General features: G+C 73.8%; 17 protein-coding genes and 1 tRNA gene. 9 read left to right on the top strand and 9 right to left on the bottom strand.

All coding sequences use genetic code 11. The features are described 5' to 3' along the window. Position 1: 1 nt before the first annotated feature. The gene (locus tag ACFYNX_RS06540; protein WP_388658361.1) at positions 2-1612 is read right to left on the bottom strand and encodes a dynamin family protein; all 1611 of its coding nucleotides are present in this window, start codon (positions 1610-1612) and stop codon (positions 2-4) included. A 302-nt stretch (positions 1613-1914) separates the two neighbouring features. Here ACFYNX_RS06540 and ACFYNX_RS06535 point away from each other — a divergent pair. The 4 genes from ACFYNX_RS06535 (at position 1915) to ACFYNX_RS06520 (ending at position 6141) form a co-directional block, all read left to right on the top strand. Then, positions 1915-1987: transfer RNA gene (locus ACFYNX_RS06535), tRNA-Arg, on the top strand. Positions 1988-2242: 255 nt separating this feature from the next. Then, entirely contained in the window at positions 2243-4090 is a 1848-nt protein-coding gene (locus ACFYNX_RS06530; protein WP_388658358.1) for a TerD family protein, read from the top strand. Between the two features lie 420 nt (positions 4091-4510). Then, the gene (locus ACFYNX_RS06525) at positions 4511-4993 is read left to right on the top strand and encodes a hypothetical protein (RefSeq protein WP_388658356.1); all 483 of its coding nucleotides are present in this window, start codon (positions 4511-4513) and stop codon (positions 4991-4993) included. Positions 4994-5091: 98 nt separating this feature from the next. After that, on the top strand, positions 5092-6141 hold the full coding sequence (locus ACFYNX_RS06520) for a hypothetical protein (protein ID WP_388658353.1): 1050 nt from the start codon (positions 5092-5094) through the stop codon (positions 6139-6141). A 96-nt stretch (positions 6142-6237) separates the two neighbouring features. Here ACFYNX_RS06520 and ACFYNX_RS06515 read toward each other — a convergent pair whose 3' ends face one another. Both ACFYNX_RS06515 and ACFYNX_RS06510 read right to left on the bottom strand, forming a co-directional pair. Beyond that, positions 6238-6381, bottom strand: a complete 144-nt coding sequence (locus ACFYNX_RS06515; RefSeq protein WP_388658350.1) for a hypothetical protein — start codon at positions 6379-6381, stop codon at positions 6238-6240. Positions 6382-6472: 91 nt separating this feature from the next. After that, complete coding sequence (locus ACFYNX_RS06510; protein WP_365538421.1) at positions 6473-6853, bottom strand: SH3 domain-containing protein; 381 nt, start codon at positions 6851-6853, stop codon at positions 6473-6475. Between the two features lie 283 nt (positions 6854-7136). On the opposite strand from ACFYNX_RS06510, the gene ACFYNX_RS06505 reads away from it, so the two are divergent. Beyond that, positions 7137-8465, top strand: a complete 1329-nt coding sequence (locus ACFYNX_RS06505) for an NAD(P)/FAD-dependent oxidoreductase (RefSeq protein ID WP_388658347.1) — start codon at positions 7137-7139, stop codon at positions 8463-8465. 55 nt (positions 8466-8520) lie between these two features. Further along, positions 8521-9432 carry an RNA polymerase sigma-70 factor gene (locus tag ACFYNX_RS06500; protein ID WP_388659735.1) on the top strand — a complete coding sequence of 304 codons (912 nt, stop codon included), beginning with the start codon at positions 8521-8523 and terminating at the stop codon, positions 9430-9432. Between the two features lie 18 nt (positions 9433-9450). Here ACFYNX_RS06500 and ACFYNX_RS06495 read toward each other — a convergent pair whose 3' ends face one another. Both ACFYNX_RS06495 and ACFYNX_RS06490 read right to left on the bottom strand, forming a co-directional pair. Next, positions 9451-10800 (bottom strand): esterase-like activity of phytase family protein, encoded by a 1350-nt coding sequence (locus ACFYNX_RS06495; RefSeq protein ID WP_388658344.1) that lies wholly within the window; start codon positions 10798-10800, stop codon positions 9451-9453. Positions 10801-11025: 225 nt separating this feature from the next. After that, positions 11026-11895: a hypothetical protein gene (locus ACFYNX_RS06490; protein ID WP_388658341.1), complete on the bottom strand. Its 870-nt coding sequence runs from the start codon at positions 11893-11895 to the stop codon at positions 11026-11028. A gap of 144 nt (positions 11896-12039) precedes the next feature. Between ACFYNX_RS06490 and ACFYNX_RS06485 the strand changes: the two genes are divergently transcribed. Then, the gene (locus ACFYNX_RS06485) at positions 12040-13188 is read left to right on the top strand and encodes a winged helix DNA-binding domain-containing protein (RefSeq protein ID WP_388658339.1); all 1149 of its coding nucleotides are present in this window, start codon (positions 12040-12042) and stop codon (positions 13186-13188) included. 12 nt (positions 13189-13200) lie between these two features. Here ACFYNX_RS06485 and ACFYNX_RS06480 read toward each other — a convergent pair whose 3' ends face one another. Genes ACFYNX_RS06480 through kdpF form a run of 4 tightly spaced genes read right to left on the bottom strand, consistent with a single transcriptional unit; the run spans position 13201 to position 17799 of the window. Further along, positions 13201-13872 (bottom strand): potassium-transporting ATPase subunit C, encoded by a 672-nt coding sequence (locus ACFYNX_RS06480; RefSeq protein ID WP_365538436.1) that lies wholly within the window; start codon positions 13870-13872, stop codon positions 13201-13203. Between the two features lie 6 nt (positions 13873-13878). Next, on the bottom strand, positions 13879-16038 hold the full coding sequence (gene kdpB, locus ACFYNX_RS06475) for a potassium-transporting ATPase subunit KdpB (protein ID WP_388658337.1): 2160 nt from the start codon (positions 16036-16038) through the stop codon (positions 13879-13881). Then, entirely contained in the window at positions 16035-17699 is a 1665-nt protein-coding gene (gene kdpA / locus ACFYNX_RS06470; RefSeq protein WP_388658334.1) for a potassium-transporting ATPase subunit KdpA, read from the bottom strand. Before kdpA ends, kdpB begins: the two co-directional genes overlap by 4 nt. Positions 17700-17709: 10 nt before the next feature. Then, a complete protein-coding gene (gene kdpF, locus ACFYNX_RS06465) occupies positions 17710-17799 on the bottom strand; it encodes a K(+)-transporting ATPase subunit F (RefSeq protein WP_125664953.1) in 90 nt (29 codons plus the stop codon). A gap of 472 nt (positions 17800-18271) precedes the next feature. On the opposite strand from kdpF, the gene pucL reads away from it, so the two are divergent. Next, entirely contained in the window at positions 18272-19189 is a 918-nt protein-coding gene (gene pucL / locus ACFYNX_RS06460) for a factor-independent urate hydroxylase (RefSeq protein WP_388658331.1), read from the top strand. Between the two features lie 351 nt (positions 19190-19540). Next, the gene (locus tag ACFYNX_RS06455; RefSeq protein ID WP_388658328.1) at positions 19541-20842 is read left to right on the top strand and encodes an IS701 family transposase; all 1302 of its coding nucleotides are present in this window, start codon (positions 19541-19543) and stop codon (positions 20840-20842) included. Positions 20843-20912 lie beyond the last annotated feature (70 nt).

Here is a 20912-nt window from a genome sequence, read left to right as displayed (position 1 = left end):
GTCACTTCTCCTTCTGCAGTACGGAGAGCGCGGCGATCAGCTCCGCCTGCGGCTCGGGGGTCACGTCGAGCGCGTCGAGGGGGGCGAGGCGCCGGTCGCGTTCGGCGTGCAGGACACGGTCGACGTACGAGACGACCAGTTCGCCGCCCTTGTCGCGCAGCCGCAGGGCGACCTGGGCGCCGAGGAGTTCGGCGAGGCGCTCCCCGGCGGCGCGGGTGCGGCGGCCGCCGAGGAGGGAGGCGGCGAGGAGGACGGCGACGGTGTCGGCCTCGGGGAGGGGGCCGCGGGAGCCGGCGGGGCGTTCGACGGCCCGTACCTCCTCGTCGGCCAGTTCTTCGAGCACGCGGCGCCAGCGGCGCACCTCGACGCCGATCCGCTCGCCGGTCTCCCGGTCGGCGCAGGTCCGCACCGGGTCGAGGGCCTCGGCGGCGGGCTCGTGGCGCCAGGCGTCCCGCACCCGCTCCTCGGCGGCGGAGACCGCGCAGTGGAGGAGGGCGGCGAGGGATTCGGCGAGGGCGTCCAAGAGCTCGTCGGCGGTGCTGTCGCGGGGGTAGGCGCGCCAGCGGGCGCGGGCGTCGCCGGCGAGGACGGCGCCGCGGCCGAGCTGCTTGCGGACCCGTCTGCCCTGCTCGTGGTAGGCGGTCTCGACGACGCCGCCGAGGCGTACGGCGGCGGCGTACTGGGCGGAGACCGCGCCCGCCAGCTCGGGCAGCCGGGTGTCGAGGGAGTCGATGACGCCGAAGGCGGTCCGGTCGGCGGCCTGCTGGTGGGCGGCCGGGTCCTGGGCGCGGTGGGCGAGCCAGCCGCGGAGGGCGGTGACGGCGCTGTCGGGCAGCAGTCCGCTGCCGCCGCCGGTGGACTCGGGCAGCTCGGGGATGGTGAAGCGGGGCACCTCGCCGAGCCCGGCCCGGTCGAGCAGCGCGCCGTACTGGCGGGAGACCTCACCGATGACCTGGTGGGGGACGCGGTCGAGGACGGTGACGAGGGTGGCGTCGTACTCCTTGGCGGTACGGAGGAGGTGCCAGGGGACGGCGTCGGCGTACCGGGAGGCGGTGGTGACCATGACCCAGATGTCGGCGGCGCAGATCAACTCGGCGGCGAGGAGGCGGTTCTCGACGACGAGGGAGTCGATGTCGGGCGAGTCGAGCAGGGCGAGGCCCCGGGGCAGGGAGGAGGCGGTCTCGACGCGGAGGGCGTTCTCGCCGGGGTCGGGTTCGTCGGCGGGGTGGTCCTCGTCGGCCTGGGGCAGCCAGACGCGGGTGAGCTGCCGGAGGACGCGCATTCCGGCGAACCAGTGGTGGTCCTCGGGGTGGCACACGAGGACGGGCGTGCGGGTGGTGGGCCTGAGCACACCGGCCTCGCTGACGCGCCGCCCCACGAGGGAGTTGACGAGGGTGGACTTCCCGGCCCCGGTGGAGCCGCCGACGACGGCGAGGAGCGGGGCGTCGGGGTCCTTCAGCCGTGGCACCAGGTAGTCGTCGAGCTGGGCGAGCAGCTCGACCCGGTTCTGGCGGGCGCGATCCGCGCCGGGGAGCGGGAGGGGGAGGCGCACGGCGGCGACACGGTCGCGCAGGGCGGAGAGTGCGTCGATGAGCTGAGGCCGTTCGTCCAAGGTCACCACATGCGAAGAATGCCCAATTTATGAGTGTTTTTGAAGCGTATGGGGGCCCTGCGCGCCGAAGAAAAGGGCGGTGACCGGAAGACGGGGCATAACGAGTGCACAACACCCGCCCCGAGCGATGCGAAAAGCGCTGCGCGAATCGCACCTGCCTGCGATTATCGTTCCGCTTCACCGAACCTACACAACGTGCCACGCAGGTGAAGCAACCGGGCCAAGGCGATCGGAGCCCTATCCTTGTCCCGGCAGGCCACACCCCACCCACCAGGGGCTCCTGGCCACACGGCCACCACCCGGCCCCCGTAGCTCAGTGGATAGAGCAGGTGCCTTCTAAGCACTTGGCCGCAGGTTCGAGTCCTGCCGGGGGCGCTTTTCCTGTACGGCCGGGCCCTCCTTCGGGAGGGTCTTCGTGCTGGTCAAGAACGCCTTTCGGTCATCGGCGGGACGGCCGGGCGGAGGGGCGGGGAGGCCGGATCCGGCCGGTGGCGGCCGGGCGCGGGCGCCTTCCGCCACGTGCTCCTCCCGAAAGCGGCCCGAAGTTCAGGGGCGGCTTCCCGTGAGGCAGAAGAGGCAAAACGGCATTCCGGTTGAAGTGGCGATCGTGTCCGGATCATCCTTGCTGCCGTGTCCCTCCTCACCACGCTCGACGTGTCCCGCCTGCCCGACTACGCGTACGACTGGGCCCTGGTCGACGTCGAGACGTCCGGCCTGGTCGCCCGGCGCGATCGGGTCCTCTCGGTCGCGGTGCTCACCTTCGGGCCGGACGGGGTCCAGAACGGCGCGTACTCCACCCTGCTGAACCCGGGCTGCGACCCCGGCCCCGTGCACGTCCACGGCCTGACCGCGGAACGGCTGAGCGGCGCCCCGACCTTCGAACAGGTGGCCGGGCGGATCGGCGCGCTCCTGCAGGACCGCGTCATGGTGGCCCACAACGCGCAGTTCGACTACGACTTCCTGGCCCATGAGTTCGCCCGCGCCCGGCTCCACCTCCCGGTCTCCCGGCGTCTGTGCACCCTGGCCCTGAACCGGCGCGTGGAGCCGCCCGCCGCGGACCTCAGCCTGGCGTCGTTGGCCGCCCACTACGGCGTGCCGCAGACCAACGCCCATGACGCGCTGGACGATGCCCGTGTCCTCGCGGGAATCTTCCGGTCCTCCCTCTCCGAAGCCGCGCGGCTCGACGTCCCGCTGCCGCTGGTGTCCTGCCCGCCCCGGCAGGACCCGCAGTTCGCGCCGAAACCGCCGAAGACCCCGTGCGCCTACCGGAACCCCGGCCGCCCGGCGCCCGGCGGCCCGCTCGTCCAGGGCATGAAGATCGCCGTCACGGGCGAGACCGCGACCTCTCGTGCCGAGCTGGTGGCCCGAGCCGTCGCCGCCGGTCTGAACGTCATGTCGTCGGTCAGCCGGCACACCGGCGTCCTCGTCACCAACGACGCGGCCTCGGGCTCGGCGAAGGCACGGCGCGCGATCGCCGAGGGCGTCCCGGTCGTCGACGAGCACACCTTCCTGAAGCTGCTGGGCGAGGTGCGCCCCGGGACGCCACACGGGAACCAGGCGCCGCGGGAGGCCCCGGAGGCCGCATCCCCGCCCGCGACGCCGACGCCGCCTCCCGTGACCGCCCCGGCCGCCGCCGTCGTCACGGACGTGCCGGTGCCCGGGCCCACGCGGCCCGTCAAGCCGTTCGGGCATCGCCGGGTCCTGGTCCTGGGCGGCACCCACGAGGAGGCGTCCGCCGCCCGGGCCCGGATCGTGGACATGGGAGGTGCCGCCGCGATCAACCTCTCGGCGAGCGTCACCGACGTCGTCCTCTTTCCCGGGGGCGAACGAGACCGCCGCATGGCCCGCGTCTCCTCGCTGGGGCTGCCGGTCCGCGAGCCCGCCTGGCTCGGAGCGCCGGTCCCCGATCCGGCCGAGCCCCTCGGGACCCCCGCCCCGGCCGGCGCGACGACCGACGTCCTGCCGCGCGGCGGAGTCCTCGACCTCCCCGCACCGTCCACCACCGGCCGCTGGCACGTGAGCGCCTCCTGGGCCCAGCAGGCCACCTGCGAGATCGACGTCGTCGCCCTCGTCCTCGACGAGGACGAGCAGGTCTCCTGCGACGGGGACTTCGTCTTCCACAGCGCCCCGGAAAGCCCCGACGGGACCGTCCGTCTCCTCTGCGACGGCCCGACCGAGCAGACGATCGCCGTCGACCTCGCGGCGCTGTCTCCGGCCGTCCACAGGATCGCGATCGCCGCCGCCGTCGACGGTGCCCCGACCTTCGGGGACATCGGAGCGGTCCGACTCACCCTCGCGCCGGGCGTCGACGCGCCTGCCACGGCCCAGGCCACCCTGGACGCCGCCACCAGCGAACGCACCCTGCTCCTCGCCGAGATCTACCGCCGGGGCCCGCGGTGGCGCTTCCGCGCCGTCGGCCAGGGGTACGACCACGGTCTGGAGACCCTCGTGCGCGGGTACGGCGTCGACGTGGAGTAGCCGTCGGCGGACACGAGAAACGCAGGTCGGAGCCACCCCGCTCCCCATCCGTCACGTGTCCTCCGGGTAGGCGGCCGAAGCTTCGAGCCTGCCGGAGGGCACATGGCGGGCCGTCTCCTTCGGGAGGGGCTTTTTGCTGGTCAGGGGCGATTTTCGGCCGGAGGCGGTCGTGCCGGGGCAAGGGCTCCGGAGGCGGTCGTGCCGGGGCAAGGGCTCCGGATGCGCCGGTCACGGAGCCGCCGAAGGAGCGCGCGGGTTCTGGGGAGGCGTGCACGTCGTCATGCTCGACGACCGGCTTCCTGCCTGGCCGGGAATGAGTTCTCGGGTTGCCAACCGGCTGATCGAGAAGGGGAGTTGGTGGGAGTGAACGTCCTATGATCCGACCGTGCGCAGTCGATCGGGCGACTCGAAGGAGGAACGATGCTGACTGAGGCTCTGGCGGCGTTGGCCGCGGCCGGGGGTGCGGCGGTGGTGCAGGCCGCCGCCACCGATGCGTGGACCGGTACGAGAGAACGGGTCGCCGGGTGGTTCGGCCGTTCGGACGGCTCGCGGGTGACGGGTGAGCTCGAGCTCCTGGACGAGACCGCGCGGTTGCTCGGGCAGGCGGCGCCCGACCGGCTCGCCGAGGTCGCCGCGTACCACGAGGCCCTCTGGAGGGCCCGGTTCGAGGCCGCGCTGGAGGCGGTGCAGGGCGCCGCACAGCGCGAGCGGGCGGCGGAGGAGCTCAGGGCGCTGCTGGCCGGCGCCCTGCCCGGTGACGGAGGCACCTCCAGCGGTGACGGCGGTCTGTCCGTGGGCGGTGACGTCGAGATCCGCAGCATGCCGGGCTCGATCGCCGCCGGGGTGATCAACGGAGGCGCCGTGATCAACTCCCCTACCCGGCCGGAGCGGACACAGGGCTGAACCGCTCCGGGGCCACCAGCCCCGTCACCGTCAACGCCACCACGGTCCACGGTGGCATCCACTTCGCACCCGACCCGTCCAGACCCGCCCGGCCGACCGTGGTCCTGGGCGTCACCTCCGACGGGGCCCCCGCGTTCGCCATGTCCTACGAGATGACGGGACAGGGGCAGGACACGGAGATCCGCCCGGCCGACGACTACCTGGGCCGCCTGAGGGCGGGCGGACTGCTGGAAGGCAGCCCCGGGTCCCACCGGTGGCCGGTCCTGGACGTCAAGGTGGTCAACAACACCGCGGAAGCGGTACTGCTCCACGAGGCGGTCCTCCAGGTCAGGTCCTCCGAACCGGACCTGCGGGCCGTCCCGGTCCTCTTCTGCCGAGGCACTGACATCGTCCTCCGGAACGACGGTTGGGGGCGGATGGAGGACTGCACCCTCACCTTCTCGCTCTTCGCCGCCCCGGGAACGACGGCCCGGCGGATCGGTGGTCCGTTCGTGCTGCGCTCCGCCGATCTCGTCGAGAGCGGGGGGCGGGGCGGGCGGCGCCGCACGCATTGGCCGGTGGCCGGCGCGCTGCGGTCCTGCGGCGCCGACCCGGCGGCGGTCCGCAGGCTGGTCGGCCCGGAGCGGCATTCGGTCCGGGGTCGTGCGCTGCTGGACGCCGCCCTCGGTCCCTTCGCCGAGCAGGGCGGGGCCTTCGTCGTGGGGCGGCTCGAATACACCCACCCGGGTCCGGACGGCGCCCCGGTCCGTGCGGCGAACCCGGTGCGGGGCCGTCTGGACCTGACCGACGACGGCTCGCCCAGGATCGGGGGCTACCTGCCGCCCGCCCACCGGTACTCGACGGTCCTCCCCTCCGCCCGCAGTGACTACAGGGTCGCGGTGCCCCTCTCCCAGTTCGTGCAGAGCGGCGAGGCCGACCGGTTCCTCGTCACGATCGCCTCGGACCGCTCCGCCCTCCACGACTTCTCCCTGACCATCAGGTACAACGAGCAGCAGGAGGTGATAGCCGCCGAGCGGGTGCGGCTGGAGCTGTTCCTGCCGAGGTCGAAGGAGGCCGAAGCGCCGTCTCCTCGTCGTTCGGGCCCGGTGGACCGGCCTGCGGGGTGGCGGTGGTGGCGGAGACCGCGACGGGGCGGACCTTCGAGCTGACGGGCCCCGGAGACCGGGTTCCGCCCTCGGCGTCCGGTCCCGGACGGACCGGACGGACCGGATGGGCCGGGCAGGCCGGGTGGTTCCGCTCGGTGGTCAGGCGGGGACGCCGGCCCGGGTCAGGACGGCGGCCGTCTCGGCTTCGGGGAGCGCGGGGTCGGCTCCCGCCCTGGAGGCCGGCTCGGGCTCGTGGAACGCGACCATGAGCCCCCACCCGTGTGCCTCCGTCAGCCGGTCCACGGCCGTGATCCCGCACCCGGGGGCCGTCGGGACGGAAGGGCCCCGCGTGCGCGGACCCCCGTACCGCGCACGCGGGGCGTATCGGGTGTGGTCAGCAGTGGCCCACGTAGTTCTGGATGCGGCCCGTGGTCAGGTAGTAGTCGCTGACGTAGCGGTAGCCGGAGGCGGTGTAGAGGCCGGCCCAGACGTCGTAGCCGTTGACGGAGGTGCCGGTGGTCCAGCAGTCGACCTCGACCTTGGCGCCGTTGGCCAGGGTCCACAGGGTGGTGGAGGTCGTGCTCGGCCTGCTGTGGACCTTCAGGCCGTTGGGGGCCTTCTGCACGTAGGCGCACCAGGCCCTGGGGTCGCTGCCGGACGAGCCGCAGCGGAAGGCGTCGGCGGAGGCGCCCGGCGCGAGGGCGAGGCCCGCGGCGAAGAGCGCGGCGGTGGCGGCCGCGACGACGGACGCGGGCTTCCTGCGTGGACGGAACATGTGATCCCCCTCGGACCGCACCGGTTCCGGCCGCGTGCGGCCCGGTCCCGGTGACTCACGGGTCGGTCATGGACAGGGAAGACGTTAGGGTCCGGCCGCGTCCGCGCGCGTCCCACGGTGAGTTGATGCCGGGTAAACCTGTGCGGTACTCCCCGGGAGTGATCCGCGTCACGCGGTGCGGAAGGTGTCACAGAAGACGGGCGCGCGGTGTCTTGAGGGCGAACCCCTTGAAATCGAAGAGGGCGGATCCCTTGGACGGATCCCTTGACATGGAGGAGACACCATGACCGGGAACACCGAAGTGGTCGTGATCGGCGGCGGGTACGCCGGTGTCATGGCGGCCAACCGGCTGACGCGACGCGACGACGTGACCGTGACGCTGGTCAACCCGCGTCCGTCGTTCGTCCACCGGGTCCGGCTGCACCAACTGGTGGGCGGGACCGGCGAGGCGGTCGTCGGCTTCCCGGAGGTGCTGGGCGGGCGCGTCCGGCTGACGGTCGGCAGCGTCGAGCGGATCGACACCGCCGGGCGCCGCCTGACGCTGGCCGACGGCGGCACGCTCGGTTACGACTACCTCGTCTACGCCGTGGGCAGCGGGAGCGCCGACCCGGGCGTCCCGGGGGCCGCCGGGTTCGCCCGCCCGATCGCCTCCCTGGAGGACGCCGAGCGGCTGCGGCCGGCCCTCGACGCCGTGCCCGCGACGGCGCCGGTGGCGGTCGTCGGAGCCGGTCCGACCGGCATCGAGACCGCCGCCGAGCTGGCGGAGGCCGGCCGTGCCGTCACCCTGGTCTGCGGCGGCGTGCTCGGCCCGTACCTGCACGCCCGGGGCCGGCGCTCCGTCGCCCGGCGGATGGCCCGGCTCGGAGTCACCGTCCTCGACGGCCCCGGTACGAAGGTCACCGAAGTGACCCGCGAGGCCGTACGGCTCGCCGACGGCCGCGAGCTGCCGAGCGCGGTGACGATCTGGACGGCCGGATTCGGCGTGCCCGACCTGGCCGCGCGCAGCGGACTGAGCACCGACGCCCTGGGCCGCCTGCTCACCGACGAGACGCTGACCAGTGTGGACGACGAGCGCGTCGTCGCGGCCGGGGACTCGGCGGCGCCCTCGGGCCTGCCGCTGCGGATGAGCTGCCAGGCCGCGATCCCGCTGGGCGCGCGGGCCGCCGACACCGTGCTCGCCCGGATCGCGGGGGAACGGCCCGAGCCCCTCAACGAGTCCTTCGCGGGCCAGTGCATCAGCCTCGGGCGGCAGGAGGGCATCTTCCAGTTCGCCCGCCGCGACACCGCCGTCCGGTTCCACATCGACGGGCGCGCCGGCGCGAAGCTCAAGGAGAAGGTCTGCGCGGGCATCGTCGCACACCTGGCGGGCGAGGCCGGTGCCCCCGGTTCGTACCGCCTGCACCGCATCCCCGGCAGCACGCGGCGCCGGCGGCTGGCGCGGGCGGGGCGTACGGGAGAAGCTCTTGCTCCGAACACCATGAGCGCCCCGAGTACCGCGAGCGCCCCGAGTACCACAAGTACCCCGAGCACCCTGAGCACCCCGAGCACCCCGAGCGCCCCGAGCACCCCGGACGCCCTCCCCCGGGCCGCCGGCAGCCCGCCCCGGTCCTGAGGGAGCCGACGTGACGAAGCCCGATGTGACGCGACTCGACGCGAGAGAGCCCCACGTGAACCGGCCCGGAGCCGGCCCGCGCCGTACCGACCCCGCCACCGACGCCTTCCTCGCCCATCGCAATCTGCTCTTCACCGTGGCGTACGAGATGCTCGGTTCCGCCGCCGACGCCGAGGACGTCCTCCAGGAGACCTGGCTGCGCTGGATCGAGGTCGATCTGGAGCAGGTGCGCGACCGGCGCGCCTATCTGGTCCGGATCACGACCCGGCAGGCGCTCAACCGGCTGCGCGCGGCGAGCCGCCGCCGGGAGGCGTACGTCGGCCCGTGGCTGCCCGAGCCGCTGCTGACCGCGCCGGACGTGGCCGAGGACGTCGAGCTCGCCGAGAGCGTGTCGATGGCGATGATGCTCGTCCTCGAAACGCTCTCGCCGACCGAGCGCGCCGTCTTCGTGCTGCGCGAGGCCTTCGGCGTCGGGTACGACGAGATCGCGGCCGCCGTCGACAAGACCCCCGCCGCCGTCCGCCAGATCGCCCACCGCGCCCGCCGGCACGTCGACGCCCGCCGCCCCCGCCGGGTGGTCTCCCCGTCCGAGGCCAGGGCGGCCCTGGAGTCGTTCCGGAACGCCGTCGAGGCCAGGGACCTCCAGGGCCTCCTCGACGTGCTCGCCCCCGACGTCGTCCTGGTGAGCGACGGCGGCGGCGTGAAGCGGGCCGCGGTGCGGCCGGTCGTCGGGGCCGGGAAGGTGGCCCGCTTCTACCTCGGCGGCTCCGCGAAGACCGGGGCCGCGATCACCTGCGCGTCCACGGCGGTCAACGGGGACCCGGCGCTCGCCGTGTACCTGGACGGTGAGTTCGACGGCGTCATGGCGCTCCGGGTCGTGGACGGCCGCATCACCGGCCTGTACTACGTCCGCAACCCCGAGAAGCTGACCCGCTTCACGGCGGAGACCCCCCTCACCCTGCGGTGAGCCCCCGGCAGGGAGACCTCAGCGGACCGGGCGGTCGAGCCGCACCTTGACGAGGGTGGTCTCCACCCCGCTGTCGACCAGGCGGCCCCGCGCGTCGAAGGCGCCGGGGCCGTCCGTCATGCCGAAGTCGTTGTCGTTGAGGAGGACGACGGTCGAGGAGCCCTCGACGGCCACGCCCTCGATCTTGCCGGGGACGCCCTTCACCGCGTTGAGGTCGACGACCAGCCTCTTCCGCAGGACCGGCACGCCCGCCGCCGCCGGGTCGTCGAGCTGCTCCAGGCTCGGCCGCGCGCCGGTGTCCCAGGCGGAGCCCAGGATGTCGTCGGAGCGGCGGAGGCGGACCTCGTGGAGGCGGGCGCCCTTGTCGGTGCGCTCCTGGACCAGGAGGCGGTCGCCGCCGAGCGCGACGAGCGCGGACAGCTTCAGCTCGGAGGTCTTGGTCTGGCCGGGCTCGACGGTGCCGACCGGGTCGAAGCGGTAGGCGTACTCGGCGGTGACCCGGTTCCCGCGCGGGGAGAAGCGCAGCAGCCGGGTGGTGCGGGAGTCCTTGCCCGCGGCCTCGTCGGGGTTGAGCAGCGGGCTCTGGAGGCCGAGGACGAGGTCGCCGTCGGGCAGGAGCGCGAGGCCCTCGAAGCCGCGGTTGATCTTGCGCTGGAGGAAGATCGCGGGCAGCGACTCGACCACCGGGTAGTCGGCGCCGGTCAGCTTCAGGCCCTTCGGCACGTGGCGGGCGAGCACCCGGCCCTTCGCGGAGACGTGGACGAGGGAGGGGCCGTACTCGTCGACCAGCCAGAAGCCGCCGTCCCGGTCCCGCACGATGCCCTCGGTGTCCAGGCCGTTCGGGTCGTACGGGAGCGGGGTGGAGGCGTCGTACGTGTACGGGGCCTCGTCGCGGCCCGGCTGGTTGGGCAGGCCGGTCACGGGGGCGCCGTGCGAGGTGGTGAGCGGGATGGCCTTCAGGACCTGGATCCGGCCGCCGACCGCGCGGATCTTCACGATGGCCGGGTCGAAGCCGGGCACGGGGAAGGTGCGGCGCTTGTCCTTGCCGATCTCGATCTGGCCGTTGGGGCCGCGGTCGGTGACGGTCCAGTACTCGCCGCGCCGCTCCGCCGGGAACAGGTCGCTGCCGATGCCGCCCAGGTCGACGCCCCGGTCGTCCGCGACGCTGCCGGGGATCATGCCGTTGCCGAACGCGGCCAGCGGGACGTCGGGCAGGGTCGAGGTGGCGACGACGCGGCCGGCGGAGCCGTCGTGGCCGCGGTGCGCCGGCGCCCCGTCCGCCGTCCCCCCGACCACCGTGAGGGCGAGCGCGGCGGACAGCGGCAGGACCACGGCGGCGGGCCGGCGGCGCAGGAGGCGCGGAATCATCTGGGTGAACTCCCTTGGAACACGCGGAAGGGTGAATGCGTGGGACACGGATGCGGACGCGGACACGGACGCGTGGAGCGTTCCGGTGCGGGCGGCCTCATGGTCTGTTTCCGGCCACAACGCGGAGCGACGCGTGCCCGACGCCGGGGCGATCCCTGGGTGAACGCCGGGGATCACCGGGGACCGCCCCGACCCGCCGGACCGCCCTGACCCGTCGGACCGGCCCTAGTAACGGTCCAGGATGAGCTGCGTCTTCAGGACGTCGCCGTGGTACAGCCACCCCTTCGACTCGGCGAGGGCCACCGCGTCCTCGTGCAGTTCGGCCGCGTCGGCGGCGGAGTCGGTCTTGAAGGACAGTTCGACGACGTACTCCGTGCCGGTCCCGCCCGCGCCGACCACCGGCAGCACCTCGACGCTCGCGTCGTCGGAGGCGCCCCACTCCCCCTCGTACACCGTGGCGGTGACCGGTCCGTGGGCGCGGGACCGCTGGAGGAGGCCCTTGCCCCAGCCGGTGCCGCCCCACTTGTCCAGCTTGCCGGGGACGTCGGCGGCCAGCCAGTCGCGGCCGGTGGTGCTCGCCGGGAGCGAGGTGCCCGCGTATCCCTTGGCGCTGCGGCTCTTCTCGTTGCTGAAGCTCAGCGTCTGCTTCGCGTAGCCCCAGTCGACCTCGGCCTTGTAGTTGGTGTCGCCGCTGTCGAAGCCGGCCGCGTTCGCCGCGTCGAGCGCGGCCTTCAGGTCGCCGTTCGTGACGGGGAAGCGCTTCTTGTACGTCTCCTCGAACGAGGACCCGTCCTTGTGGCGCAGCCGGACGCTCCACCCCTCGGCGTCGAGGGCGAGGCCGTCGGTGTCGTAGTAGGCGTACGAACGGGCCTTGGCGGAACCGGTGATGCCGAACGCCGACTTCACCGCCGCGCTCGGCGCGTGGGAGGCGTCGAGGGCCGCCGCCGTGAGGTTGATCTTCACCTCGTACGTCGGGACGGCGTTGGCCGCGGCGTACGCCGGCGTGCCGGGGGCGAGGAGCGCGACGGCGGAGGCGAGGGCGACGGCGGAGGCGGCTGCGGCGGGGCGCGGGGCCCGCGAGGCGAGGAGGTTCATGCGGCCGATCCTCACGAGGCCGGGTGAGGAGAGCGTGGCGCCGGGGCGTTCCCCGGGTGAACCGGTGGCGACCGGAGACCCGCGGCTCCGCCCCCGCATGCGCAGGCACATTCGGCTTCCCGCCCCGACAGGGAGAATCGCGCCATGGTGATCACCCCGCGCGTCCTCAACCGCTCCACCCTCGCCCGGCAGTTGCTCCTCGCCCGCGAGCCGATCGGCGTCGAGGACGCCGTGCGGCGGGTGGTGGCCCTCCAGGCGCAGCGGCCGGGCTCCCCGTACGTGGCCCTGTGGAACCGGATCGCGGACTTCGCGCCGGAGCGGTTCGACGAGGCCCTGAACGGGTTCCGGGTGGTCCGGTCGACGCTGATGCGGCTCACCCTCCACCAGGTGCACGCCGACGACTACCGGGCCTTCCGGGAGGCCATGGAGCCGACGCTGCGCGGCGGGCGGCTCCACGACCCCCGCTTCACGGCGGCCGGGTTCACGGCCGCCGACGCCGACGCGCTCCTGCCCGGCCTGCTCGCCCACGCCGCGGAGGCGCGGACCGGGGCCGAGCTGCGGGAGCTGGTCGAGCGGGGCCGACGCGGGCCGGTGGCGCCCGTGGTCTGGCGGATGGTGCGCCAGTACGCGCCGCTGTGGCACGCGCCGACGGGCCCGCCGTGGGCCTTCGGGACCGCGCAGTCCTTCGTCTCGGCCGCCGAACGGCCCGTGCTCGCCGACCCGGAGGCGTCCGCAGCCGGTCTGGCCGTCCTGCTCCGGCGCTACCTGGAGGGGTTCGGGCCCGCGTCCGTGGCGGACATGGCGCAGTTCACGACGGCGCCCCGGCGCCTGGTGCGCGAGGCGGTGCGGACCCTGGAAGAGGGACTGGTACGGCTGGAGGGGGCCGACGGCACGGTCCTGTACGACGTCCCGGGCGCGCCGCTCCCCGACGCGGAGACCCCGGCCCCGCCGCGCCTGCTCGCCATGTGGGACAGCGTCCTCCTCGCGTACGCGGACCGCTCCCGGATCATCCCGCCCGCGTACCGCGGGCACGTGATCCGGGTGAACGGCGACACGCTGCCGGCGCTCCTCGTGGACGGGTACGTCGCCGGGGTCTGGCGGCCGGTCGGGGACGGGATCGAGGTCTCGGCCTTCCACCCGCTGCCCGCCGGGGCCTGGGAGGGCCTGGCCGCCGAGGCCTCGGCGCTCGGCGGCTTCCTGACGGCCCGGGACCCGCTGGTCTACCGACGCTACGACCACTGGTGGGCCAAGGGCTTCCCGGCGGTGGAGACGCGGGTGCTGCCGGCCGGTTGACCGGACCGGCGGTCAGTTCTTCGCCACCAGCTCCCGCAGCGCCGTGTTGAGCGCGAGGACGTTGACCCGGGGCTCCCCCACGAAGCCGAGGGCGCGGCCCTCCGTGCGGTCGGCGACGAGCCTCGCGACGGCCGCGACGGGCAGGCCGTTGCGCTCGGCGACCCGGTGGACCTGGAGCCTCGCGTACTCCGGGGAGACGTGCGGGTCCAGGCCGGAGCCGGAGGAGGTGACGGCGTCGGGCGGCACGTCCGAGGGCTTCACCTCGTACGAGGCCGTCGAGTTGTCCCGTACGACGGCCGCCCTGGCCTCCTTCACCCACCGGATCAGCTCGGCGTCGTCGCCGGAGCGGTTGGTGGCGCCGGAGAGGAGCAGGGAGTACCGGGTGTTGACGGAGTTGGTGCCCAGGCCGTTCGAGGGGCGCGGCTGGAACCAGCGGAGGTCGGGGGCCGGGGCCTCCTCGCCGTCCTTCGCCGGCAGGTCGTAGCGCTGCCCGACGAGCGAGGAGCCGACGACCCGGCCGCTGCCGTCCCGTACCTCGGAGCCGTTCGCCCGTTCCGGGAAGGCCAGTTGGGCGACGGCGGTGACGGCGAGGGGGTAGAGGACGCCGCACACGACGGTGAGGACGAGGAGGGCGCGCAGGCCCGCCCCGAGCAGGCGTCCGGTCCTTCTGGCGGAGTTGTTCATGGTCGGTCAGCCGATTCCGGGGAGGAGGGAGAGGAGCAGGTCGATGAGCTTGATGCCGGCGAACGGGGCGATCAGGCCGCCGAGTCCGTAGACCGCGAGGTTGCGCCGGAGCATCGCGTCGGCGCCGGCCGGCCGGTAGCGCACGCCCCGCAGGGCGAGCGGGACGAGGGCGACGATGATCAGCGCGTTGAAGATCACGGCGGAGAGGATCGCGGACTCGGGCGAGGCCAGGCCCATGACGTTGAGCTTGTCCAGGCCCGGATGGGCGACCGTGAACATGGCGGGGATGATCGCGAAGTACTTCGCCACGTCGTTGGCGATCGAGAAGGTCGTCAGCGCTCCCCGGGTGATGAGGAGCTGCTTGCCGATCGCGACGATCTCGATGAGCTTGGTGGGGTCGGAGTCGAGGTCGACCATGTTGCCGGCCTCCTTCGCGGCCGACGTGCCCGTGTTCATGGCGACGCCGACGTCCGCCTGGGCCAGGGCCGGGGCGTCGTTCGTCCCGTCGCCGGTCATCGCGACCAGCTTCCCGCCCGCCTGCTCCCGCCGGATGAGGGCGAGCTTGTCCTCGGGGGTGGCCTCGGCGAGGAAGTCGTCGACCCCGGCCTCCTCCGCGACGGCCTTCGCGGTCAGCGGGTTGTCGCCGGTGATCATGACCGTACGGATGCCCATGCGGCGCAGTTCGGCGAACCGTTCCCGCATGCCCTCCTTGACGACGTCCTTCAGGTGGACGACGCCCAGGACGCGGGCGCCCCCGTCGTCCTCCACGGCCACGAGGAGCGGTGTGCCGCCGGCCCGGGCGATCCCGTCCGCGAGCTCCCGCGCGTCCTCGGGGACCCGGCCGCCGCGCTCCTCCACCCAGGAGGCGACCGCGCCGCTCGCGCCCTTGCGGATCCTGCGGCCGCCGGCGTCCACGCCGGACATGCGGCTCCGGGCGGTGAAGGCGACCCACTCGGCGTCCGCCGGGGCGTCCGGGAGGGGCGGGGTGCCGGGGAGGGGTACGGCGTTCCCCTCCCGCGTCCCCTCCGCGAGGTCCACGATCGAGCGGCCCTCGGGCGTCTCGTCGGCGAGCGAGGAGAGCCGGGCGGCCCCGGCGAGTTCGGCCTCCGTGACGCCCTTCACCGGCACGAACGCGCAGGCCCGCCGGTTGCCGAGGGTGATCGTGCCCGTCTTGTCGAGCAGCAGGGTGCTGACGTCGCCCGCGGCCTCGACCGCGCGCCCCGACATCGCGAGGACGTTCCGCTGGACGAGCCGGTCCATGCCCGCGATGCCGATCGCGGAGAGCAGCGCGCCGATCGTCGTCGGGATCAGGCAGACGAGCAGGGCCGTCAGGACGACGAGGGAGGTCTGCGCGTCGGCGCCCGCGTAGACCGCGAAGGGCTTGAGGGTGACGACGGCGAGCAGGAAGACGATCGTCAGCGAGGCGAGCAGGATGTTGAGGGCGACCTCGTTGGGGGTCTTCCTGCGGTCGGCCCCCTCGACCAGGCCGATCATCCGGTCGATGAAGGTGTCGCCGGGCTTCGTGGTGATCCTGACGACGATCCGGTCGGAGAGCACCTTCGTGCCGCCGGTCACCGCGCACCGGTCGCCGCCGGACTCGCGGACGACCGGGGCGGACTCGCCCGTGATCGCGGACTCGTCCACGGAGGCGACCCCCTCGACGACGTCGCCGTCGCCGGGTATGACGTCGCCGGTCTCGCAGACCACCAGGTCGCCGACGCGCAGTTCGGTGCCGGGGACCAGTTCCTCCCCGGCCCCGGCGGACCCACCGGTCCCACCGGCCCCGGTGACCCGGCGGGCGACCGTCCCCGTCCTGGCCCTGCGCAGGGTGTCCGCCTGCGCCTTGCCCCGGCCCTCGGCGACCGCCTCCGCCAGGTTGGCGAAGACCGTGGTGAGCCACAGCCAGGCGCTGATCGCCCAGCCGAACCAGTCGCCGGGGTGCGCGAGCGCGAGCCCGGTGGTGACCACGGAGCCGACCCACACCACGAACATGACGGGGGACGTGACCATGGCCCGGGGGTCGAGCTTCCGGAACGCGTCCGGGAGGGCGGCGGCCAGTTGCCCCGGGTCGAACAGGCCCCCGCCGACGCGGCCGGACCGGGTGTCCGGGCGCCGTTCCTCGGGGGCGCCGGCCCGTGGGGGCCGGGCGGGTGCGGTGGTGCTCATGCTGCGAGCCCTTCGGCGAGCGGTCCCAGCGCGAGCGCCGGGAAGTAGGTGAGTCCGGCGACGATCGCGATCGTGCCGAGGAGGAGGCCGCTGAACAGCGGCTTCTCGGTGCGCAGGGTGCCCGCGGTGCGGGGCACGGGGGCCTGTCCTGCGAGCGAGCCGGCCAGGGCCAGGACGAACACCATCGGCAGGAAGCGGCCGAGGAGCATCGCGATGCCGAGCGTGGTGTTGAACCAGGGGGTGTCGGCGTTCAGTCCGGCGAACGCGGAGCCGTTGTTGTTGGCCGCCGAGGTGTACGCGTAGAGGACCTCGGAGAAGCCGTGCGCGCCGGAGTTGGCCATCGACTCCGGTGGCGTGGGCAGGGCCATCGCGACGGCGGTGAGGCCCAGCACGAGCGCCGGGGTGACCAGGAGGTAGCAGGCGGCGTGCGTGATCTCGCGGATGCCGATCCGCTTCCCCAGGTACTCGGGGGTGCGGCCGACCATCAGACCGGCGACGAACACCGCGATCACGGCCATGACCAGCATGCCGTACAGGCCGGAGCCGACGCCGCCGGGCGCGATCTCGCCCAACTGCATCCCGAGGAGGGTGATCCCGCCGCCGAAGCCGGTGTACGAGGAGTGGAAGGAGTTCACGGCGCCGGTCGAGGTCAGCGTGGTCGCCACCGCGAAGAGCGCCGAACCGCCGATCCCGAAGCGGGTCTCCTTGCCCTCGGTGGCCCCGCCCGCGAGGTCGAACGCCGGGCCGCCGTGGTGGAACTCGGTCCACATCATCAGGGCGGTGAAGCCGGCCCAGATCGCGGCCATGGTGCCGAGGATCGCGTACCCCTGCTTCGGGGAGCCGGTCATCCGGCCGAAGGCGCGGGTCAGGGCGGTGGGGATGAGCAGGATCAGGTAGATCTGGAAGAGGTTGGAGAGGGCGTTCGGGTTCTCGAAGGGGTGGGCGGAGTTGGCGTTGAAGTAGCCGCCGCCGTTGGTGCCGAGGACCTTGACGGCCTCCTGGGAGGCGACCGCGCCGCCGTTCCACTGCTGGGTGCCGCCGGAGAACTGCCCCACCTCGTGGATGCCGGAGAAGTTCTGGATCGCGCCGCACGCGACCAGGACCAGGGCGGCGACGACGGAGAGCGGCAGCAGGATCCGGAGCGTGCCCCGGACCAGATCGGCCCAGAAGTTGCCGAGTTCACCGGTGCGGGACCCGCTGAAGCCCCGGACCAGGGCGACGGCGACCGCCATGCCGACCGCCGCCGACACGAAGTTCTGCACGGCGAGGCCGCCGGTCTGCACGACGTGGCCCATGGCCTGTTCGCCGTAGTACGACTGCCAGTTGGTGTTGGCGACGAACGAGGCCGCCGTGTCGAACGCCTGGTCCGGGTCGATCGACGCGAAGCCGAGCGAGCCCGGAAGCACGCCCTGGACCCGCTGGAGCAGGTAGAGGAGGAGGACGCCGACGGCGGAGAGGGCGAGGACGCAGCGCAGGTAGGCGGGCCACCGCATCCCCGTGTCGGGGTCGGCGCCGATCGCCCGGTAGATCCACCGCTCGGGGGCGAGGTGCCGCTCCGAGGAGTAGACGCGGGCCATGTGGTCGCCCAGCGGCCGGTGGGACAGGCCGAGGGCGACGGCCAGGGCCAGGAACTGGAGGGACGCCGCGAGGACGGGGCTCATTTCCCTCGCCTCAGAACCGGTCGGGCTTGACGAGGGCGAGGACGAGGTAGCCCAGGAGGCCGGCGGCCACCAGGAGACCGACGATGTTCTCGGTGCTCACTGCTTGGCCACCCCCCTGGCGACGAGGGCCACCAGCGCGAAGAGCGCGATCGTGGTGGCGACGAGGGCCGCGTCGGCCATCGTGGACTCCCGGATGGAGAGGGTCCCGGCCGTGGGGCGCGGGACGGAGGTTTTCGGACGAGACGAGGAAACCCCCGCCCGGGGCCGTCCGCCGCTCCCGTTGACGCCCCTCTGACGCCGTGCGCGCCCTTCTTGACGCTTCCCGTACGTCCCTTGACGTGCCCCTTACGCCTCCCGGCGCACCGGCCCCGTGCCCGCCGCACCCATTGCCAGGTACCGGAAGTGCACCTATCTTCGAGGCCACACCTACGGACCGGGATGCTCGTCAGTCCCGGGGCGGTCCGCCGTTCACGGACCGGACGGCGGGGAGCGGACCCTCGGGACGACGGGGGCGCTGGACGCCGGGCGTACGGGATATCCGTATCCACGTACCCGCGGGAGCTGAGCAGCACATGAGCAAGCACGTCCTGGCACAGAACCAGTACGGCAAGGCCGAGAACCGGATCGTCACCGTGACCCGCAAGGGCGACGACGGGGCCTGGCACGAGATCCGCGACCTGAACGTGTCGGTGGCGCTGCGCGGCGAGTACCGCGACGTGCACCTGACCGGCGACAACGGCAACTGCCTGCCGACCGACACCACCAAGAACACGGTGTACGCCTTCGCCAAGGAGCACGGCGTCGCCTCCCCCGAGGCCTTCGCGATCCACCTCGCCCGGCACTTCGTGACCTCGCAGCCGGTGATCCACGAGGCGCAGGTCCGGGTCGAGGAGTTCGCCTGGGAGCGGATCCCGGTCCCGACGCGCAAGGAGCAGCACTCCTTCGTCCGCAAGGGCCAGGAGGTCCGCACCGCGCAGGTCACGCAGTCGGAGACCACCGGCCTCCAGGTCCTGTCGGGCCTGAGGGAGCTGACGGTGATGAACTCGACCAACTCCGAGTTCCACGGCTTCATCAAGGACGGGTACACGACGCTCCAGGAGGCGTACGACCGGATCCTGGCCACCAAGGTCACCGCCCGCTGGGCCCATGCGGCCACGGCGGCGGCCGACCCGGAGCACGACTGGGACCGCTCGTACGAGAAGGCGCGCCGGCACCTGCTGGAGGCCTTCGCGGAGACGTACAGCTACTCGCTCCAGCAGACCCTGCACGCGATGGCGGACCGGGTCCTGGACCACGTCTCCACGGTCAACGAGGTGCGGCTCAACCTGCCGAACAAGCACCACTTCCTGGTGGACCTGGAACCGTTCGGCCTGAAGAACGACAACGAGGTGTACTTCGCGGCCGACCGGATGTACGGCCTGATCGAGGGCACCGTGCACCGCCAGGGCGTCCAGCCGGTGATCCCGACCGGCGACTGGATCACCGCCTGAGCCGCGGGCTTCCGGCGGAAGGCGAGGCGCACGGGCCCGGTTCCCGGCCCGGGGCCTTGACCGGCCCGGCCCGTGACGCCCCGCTCCGCGATGGTCCGGCCACGCGGGGCGACGGGTCAAAGCCCGTCCGGTGAGTCCGTCAGATCCCCGCGGGGCGTTCCGGAGGGCCGCGCGGGGGTCCGTCGCGGGGCGGCGGAGGGGGCCGTGACCTGCGCGGAAGGCGGGGGAGGTGGTCCGGCCACCATCCGGCGGCCGATTCGGGTGCCGGGTACACCTCGTCCCCGGGGGCGGTGCCGGGAGACGGTGGTGGCGCAGCGGGAAGGAGCTGCGCAACCTTCGGGCAGGAGTCTCGTGAGTACATCCGTCGCAACCAGGCGCAGGGCCACCGCGGGGGCCGTCGCCCCGGCCGTCCCCCTGGCCACCGTCAGGACCGTCGGCGCCGCCGGTGCGCGCGAGGACGTCTACGCCGAGCTGTGTGCCGCGCTCTTCTCCGGCTTCGCCCGCCGCGACCAGCGCCTGAAGGCCGAGCAGTACCTGCACGGTCTGCTCACCGCGCAGGGCCGCAAGTCCATCCGCAACATCGCCGCGCAGATCGGCGGTCCGGCGGCCGAGCAGAGCCTGCACCACTTCGTCTCCAGCTCCACCTGGGACTGGCAGCCGATGCGCGCGGCGCTCGGCCGGTACCTGGAGCGGAACGGCTGCCCGCAGGCCTGGGTGGTGCGGCCCATGCCGATCCCCAAGGCCGGGGAGCACTCCGTGGGCGTGGACCGGCGCTTCGACCCGGAGCGCGGGCAGGTCTTCCACGGGCAGCAGGCCTTCGGCGTGTGGTTCGCGGGCGAGGAGCTGAGCGTCCCGGTCAACTGGCGCCTGTTCCTGCCGGACCCCTGGGTGAACGACCGCACGCGGCGCGACCGCGCGGAGGTTCCCGAGGAGGCCGGCGAGGAGACCCTGGAGGAGTGCGCGGTCACGGCGGCGCTCGACACCGCCCGCTGGTCCGACGTCACCCGCAAGCCGGTGCTCATCGACATCCGGGGCGGCGCGGGCCGCGCGGCCCTCACCCGGCTCGCCGGGGCCGGGGTGCCGGTCGTGGCCCGGATCGGGCCGGGCTCCCGGCTCGCGATCGCGGACCGCTCGCTGCCCGGCTTCGGGGCGGGCCCGCTGTCCGCGGTGCAGATACTGGAGTCCCTCAAGGGACTGCGCAGGCCGGTGAGCTGGGTGGACACGGTGGGGGGCGTGCGGACCTCGCGGACCTCGCTCGCCACGGCCGTCCGGGTGGCGCTGCCGACGCCGGGCGGGGAGCGGATGCGTCCGCTGGTGCTGCTCGGCGAGTGGGACGACCCGCGGCGGGCCCCGGCCCGGGTGTGGATCAGCGACCTGACCGGTTCGCCGGTGGGCACCCTGCTGCGCCTGACCAAGCTCGCCCGCCGGGTGGAGCGGGACTTCGTGGAGGTCGGGGAGGGCGCGGGCCTGCGGGACTTCGTGGGCCGCTCGTTCCGCGGCTGGCACCGGCACATCACGCTGGCCTCGGCGGCCCACGCGGCGACGGTCCTGGCCTCCCAGTGGGAGTCGGGCCACGGCTCGGCACGGGGGTACGGTCCGGGCGCGGCGCAGGGGTACGGCTCGGGCTACGGTCCGCGGCGCTCGGCGAGCTGAGGCCCTCGGGCCGGTCGGCCGGTCCGGATCGGGCGCCGCGCCACGCCCCGGACCGGGCGCCACGCCCCGG

The organism is Streptomyces sp. NPDC007872 (genome assembly GCF_042868165.1).
GTDB lineage: Bacteria > Actinomycetota > Actinomycetes > Streptomycetales > Streptomycetaceae > Streptomyces.
The sequence above is the reverse complement of the archived record's forward strand: the minus strand, read 5'-3'. Positions and strand labels throughout refer to the sequence as shown.

Excerpts from the sequence above, each read along its gene's own strand:
- ACFYNX_RS06525 (WP_388658356.1), top strand. The coding sequence starts at position 4,511 with ATGCTGACTGAGGCTCTGGCGGCGTTGGCCGCGGCCGGGGGTGCGGCG.
- pucL (WP_388658331.1), top strand. The coding sequence starts at position 18,272 with ATGAGCAAGCACGTCCTGGCACAGAACCAGTACGGCAAGGCCGAGAAC.
- ACFYNX_RS06490 (WP_388658341.1), bottom strand. The coding sequence starts at position 11,895 with ATGAACCTCCTCGCCTCGCGGGCCCCGCGCCCCGCCGCAGCCGCCTCC.
- kdpB (WP_388658337.1), bottom strand. The coding sequence starts at position 16,038 with ATGAGCACCACCGCACCCGCCCGGCCCCCACGGGCCGGCGCCCCCGAG.
- ACFYNX_RS06505 (WP_388658347.1), top strand. The coding sequence starts at position 7,137 with ATGACCGGGAACACCGAAGTGGTCGTGATCGGCGGCGGGTACGCCGGT.
- ACFYNX_RS06480 (WP_365538436.1), bottom strand. The coding sequence starts at position 13,872 with ATGAACAACTCCGCCAGAAGGACCGGACGCCTGCTCGGGGCGGGCCTG.
- ACFYNX_RS06485 (WP_388658339.1), top strand. The coding sequence starts at position 12,040 with ATGGTGATCACCCCGCGCGTCCTCAACCGCTCCACCCTCGCCCGGCAG.
- kdpA (WP_388658334.1), bottom strand. The coding sequence starts at position 17,699 with ATGAGCCCCGTCCTCGCGGCGTCCCTCCAGTTCCTGGCCCTGGCCGTC.
- ACFYNX_RS06510 (WP_365538421.1), bottom strand. The coding sequence starts at position 6,853 with ATGTTCCGTCCACGCAGGAAGCCCGCGTCCGTCGTCGCGGCCGCCACC.
- ACFYNX_RS06495 (WP_388658344.1), bottom strand. The coding sequence starts at position 10,800 with ATGATTCCGCGCCTCCTGCGCCGCCGGCCCGCCGCCGTGGTCCTGCCG.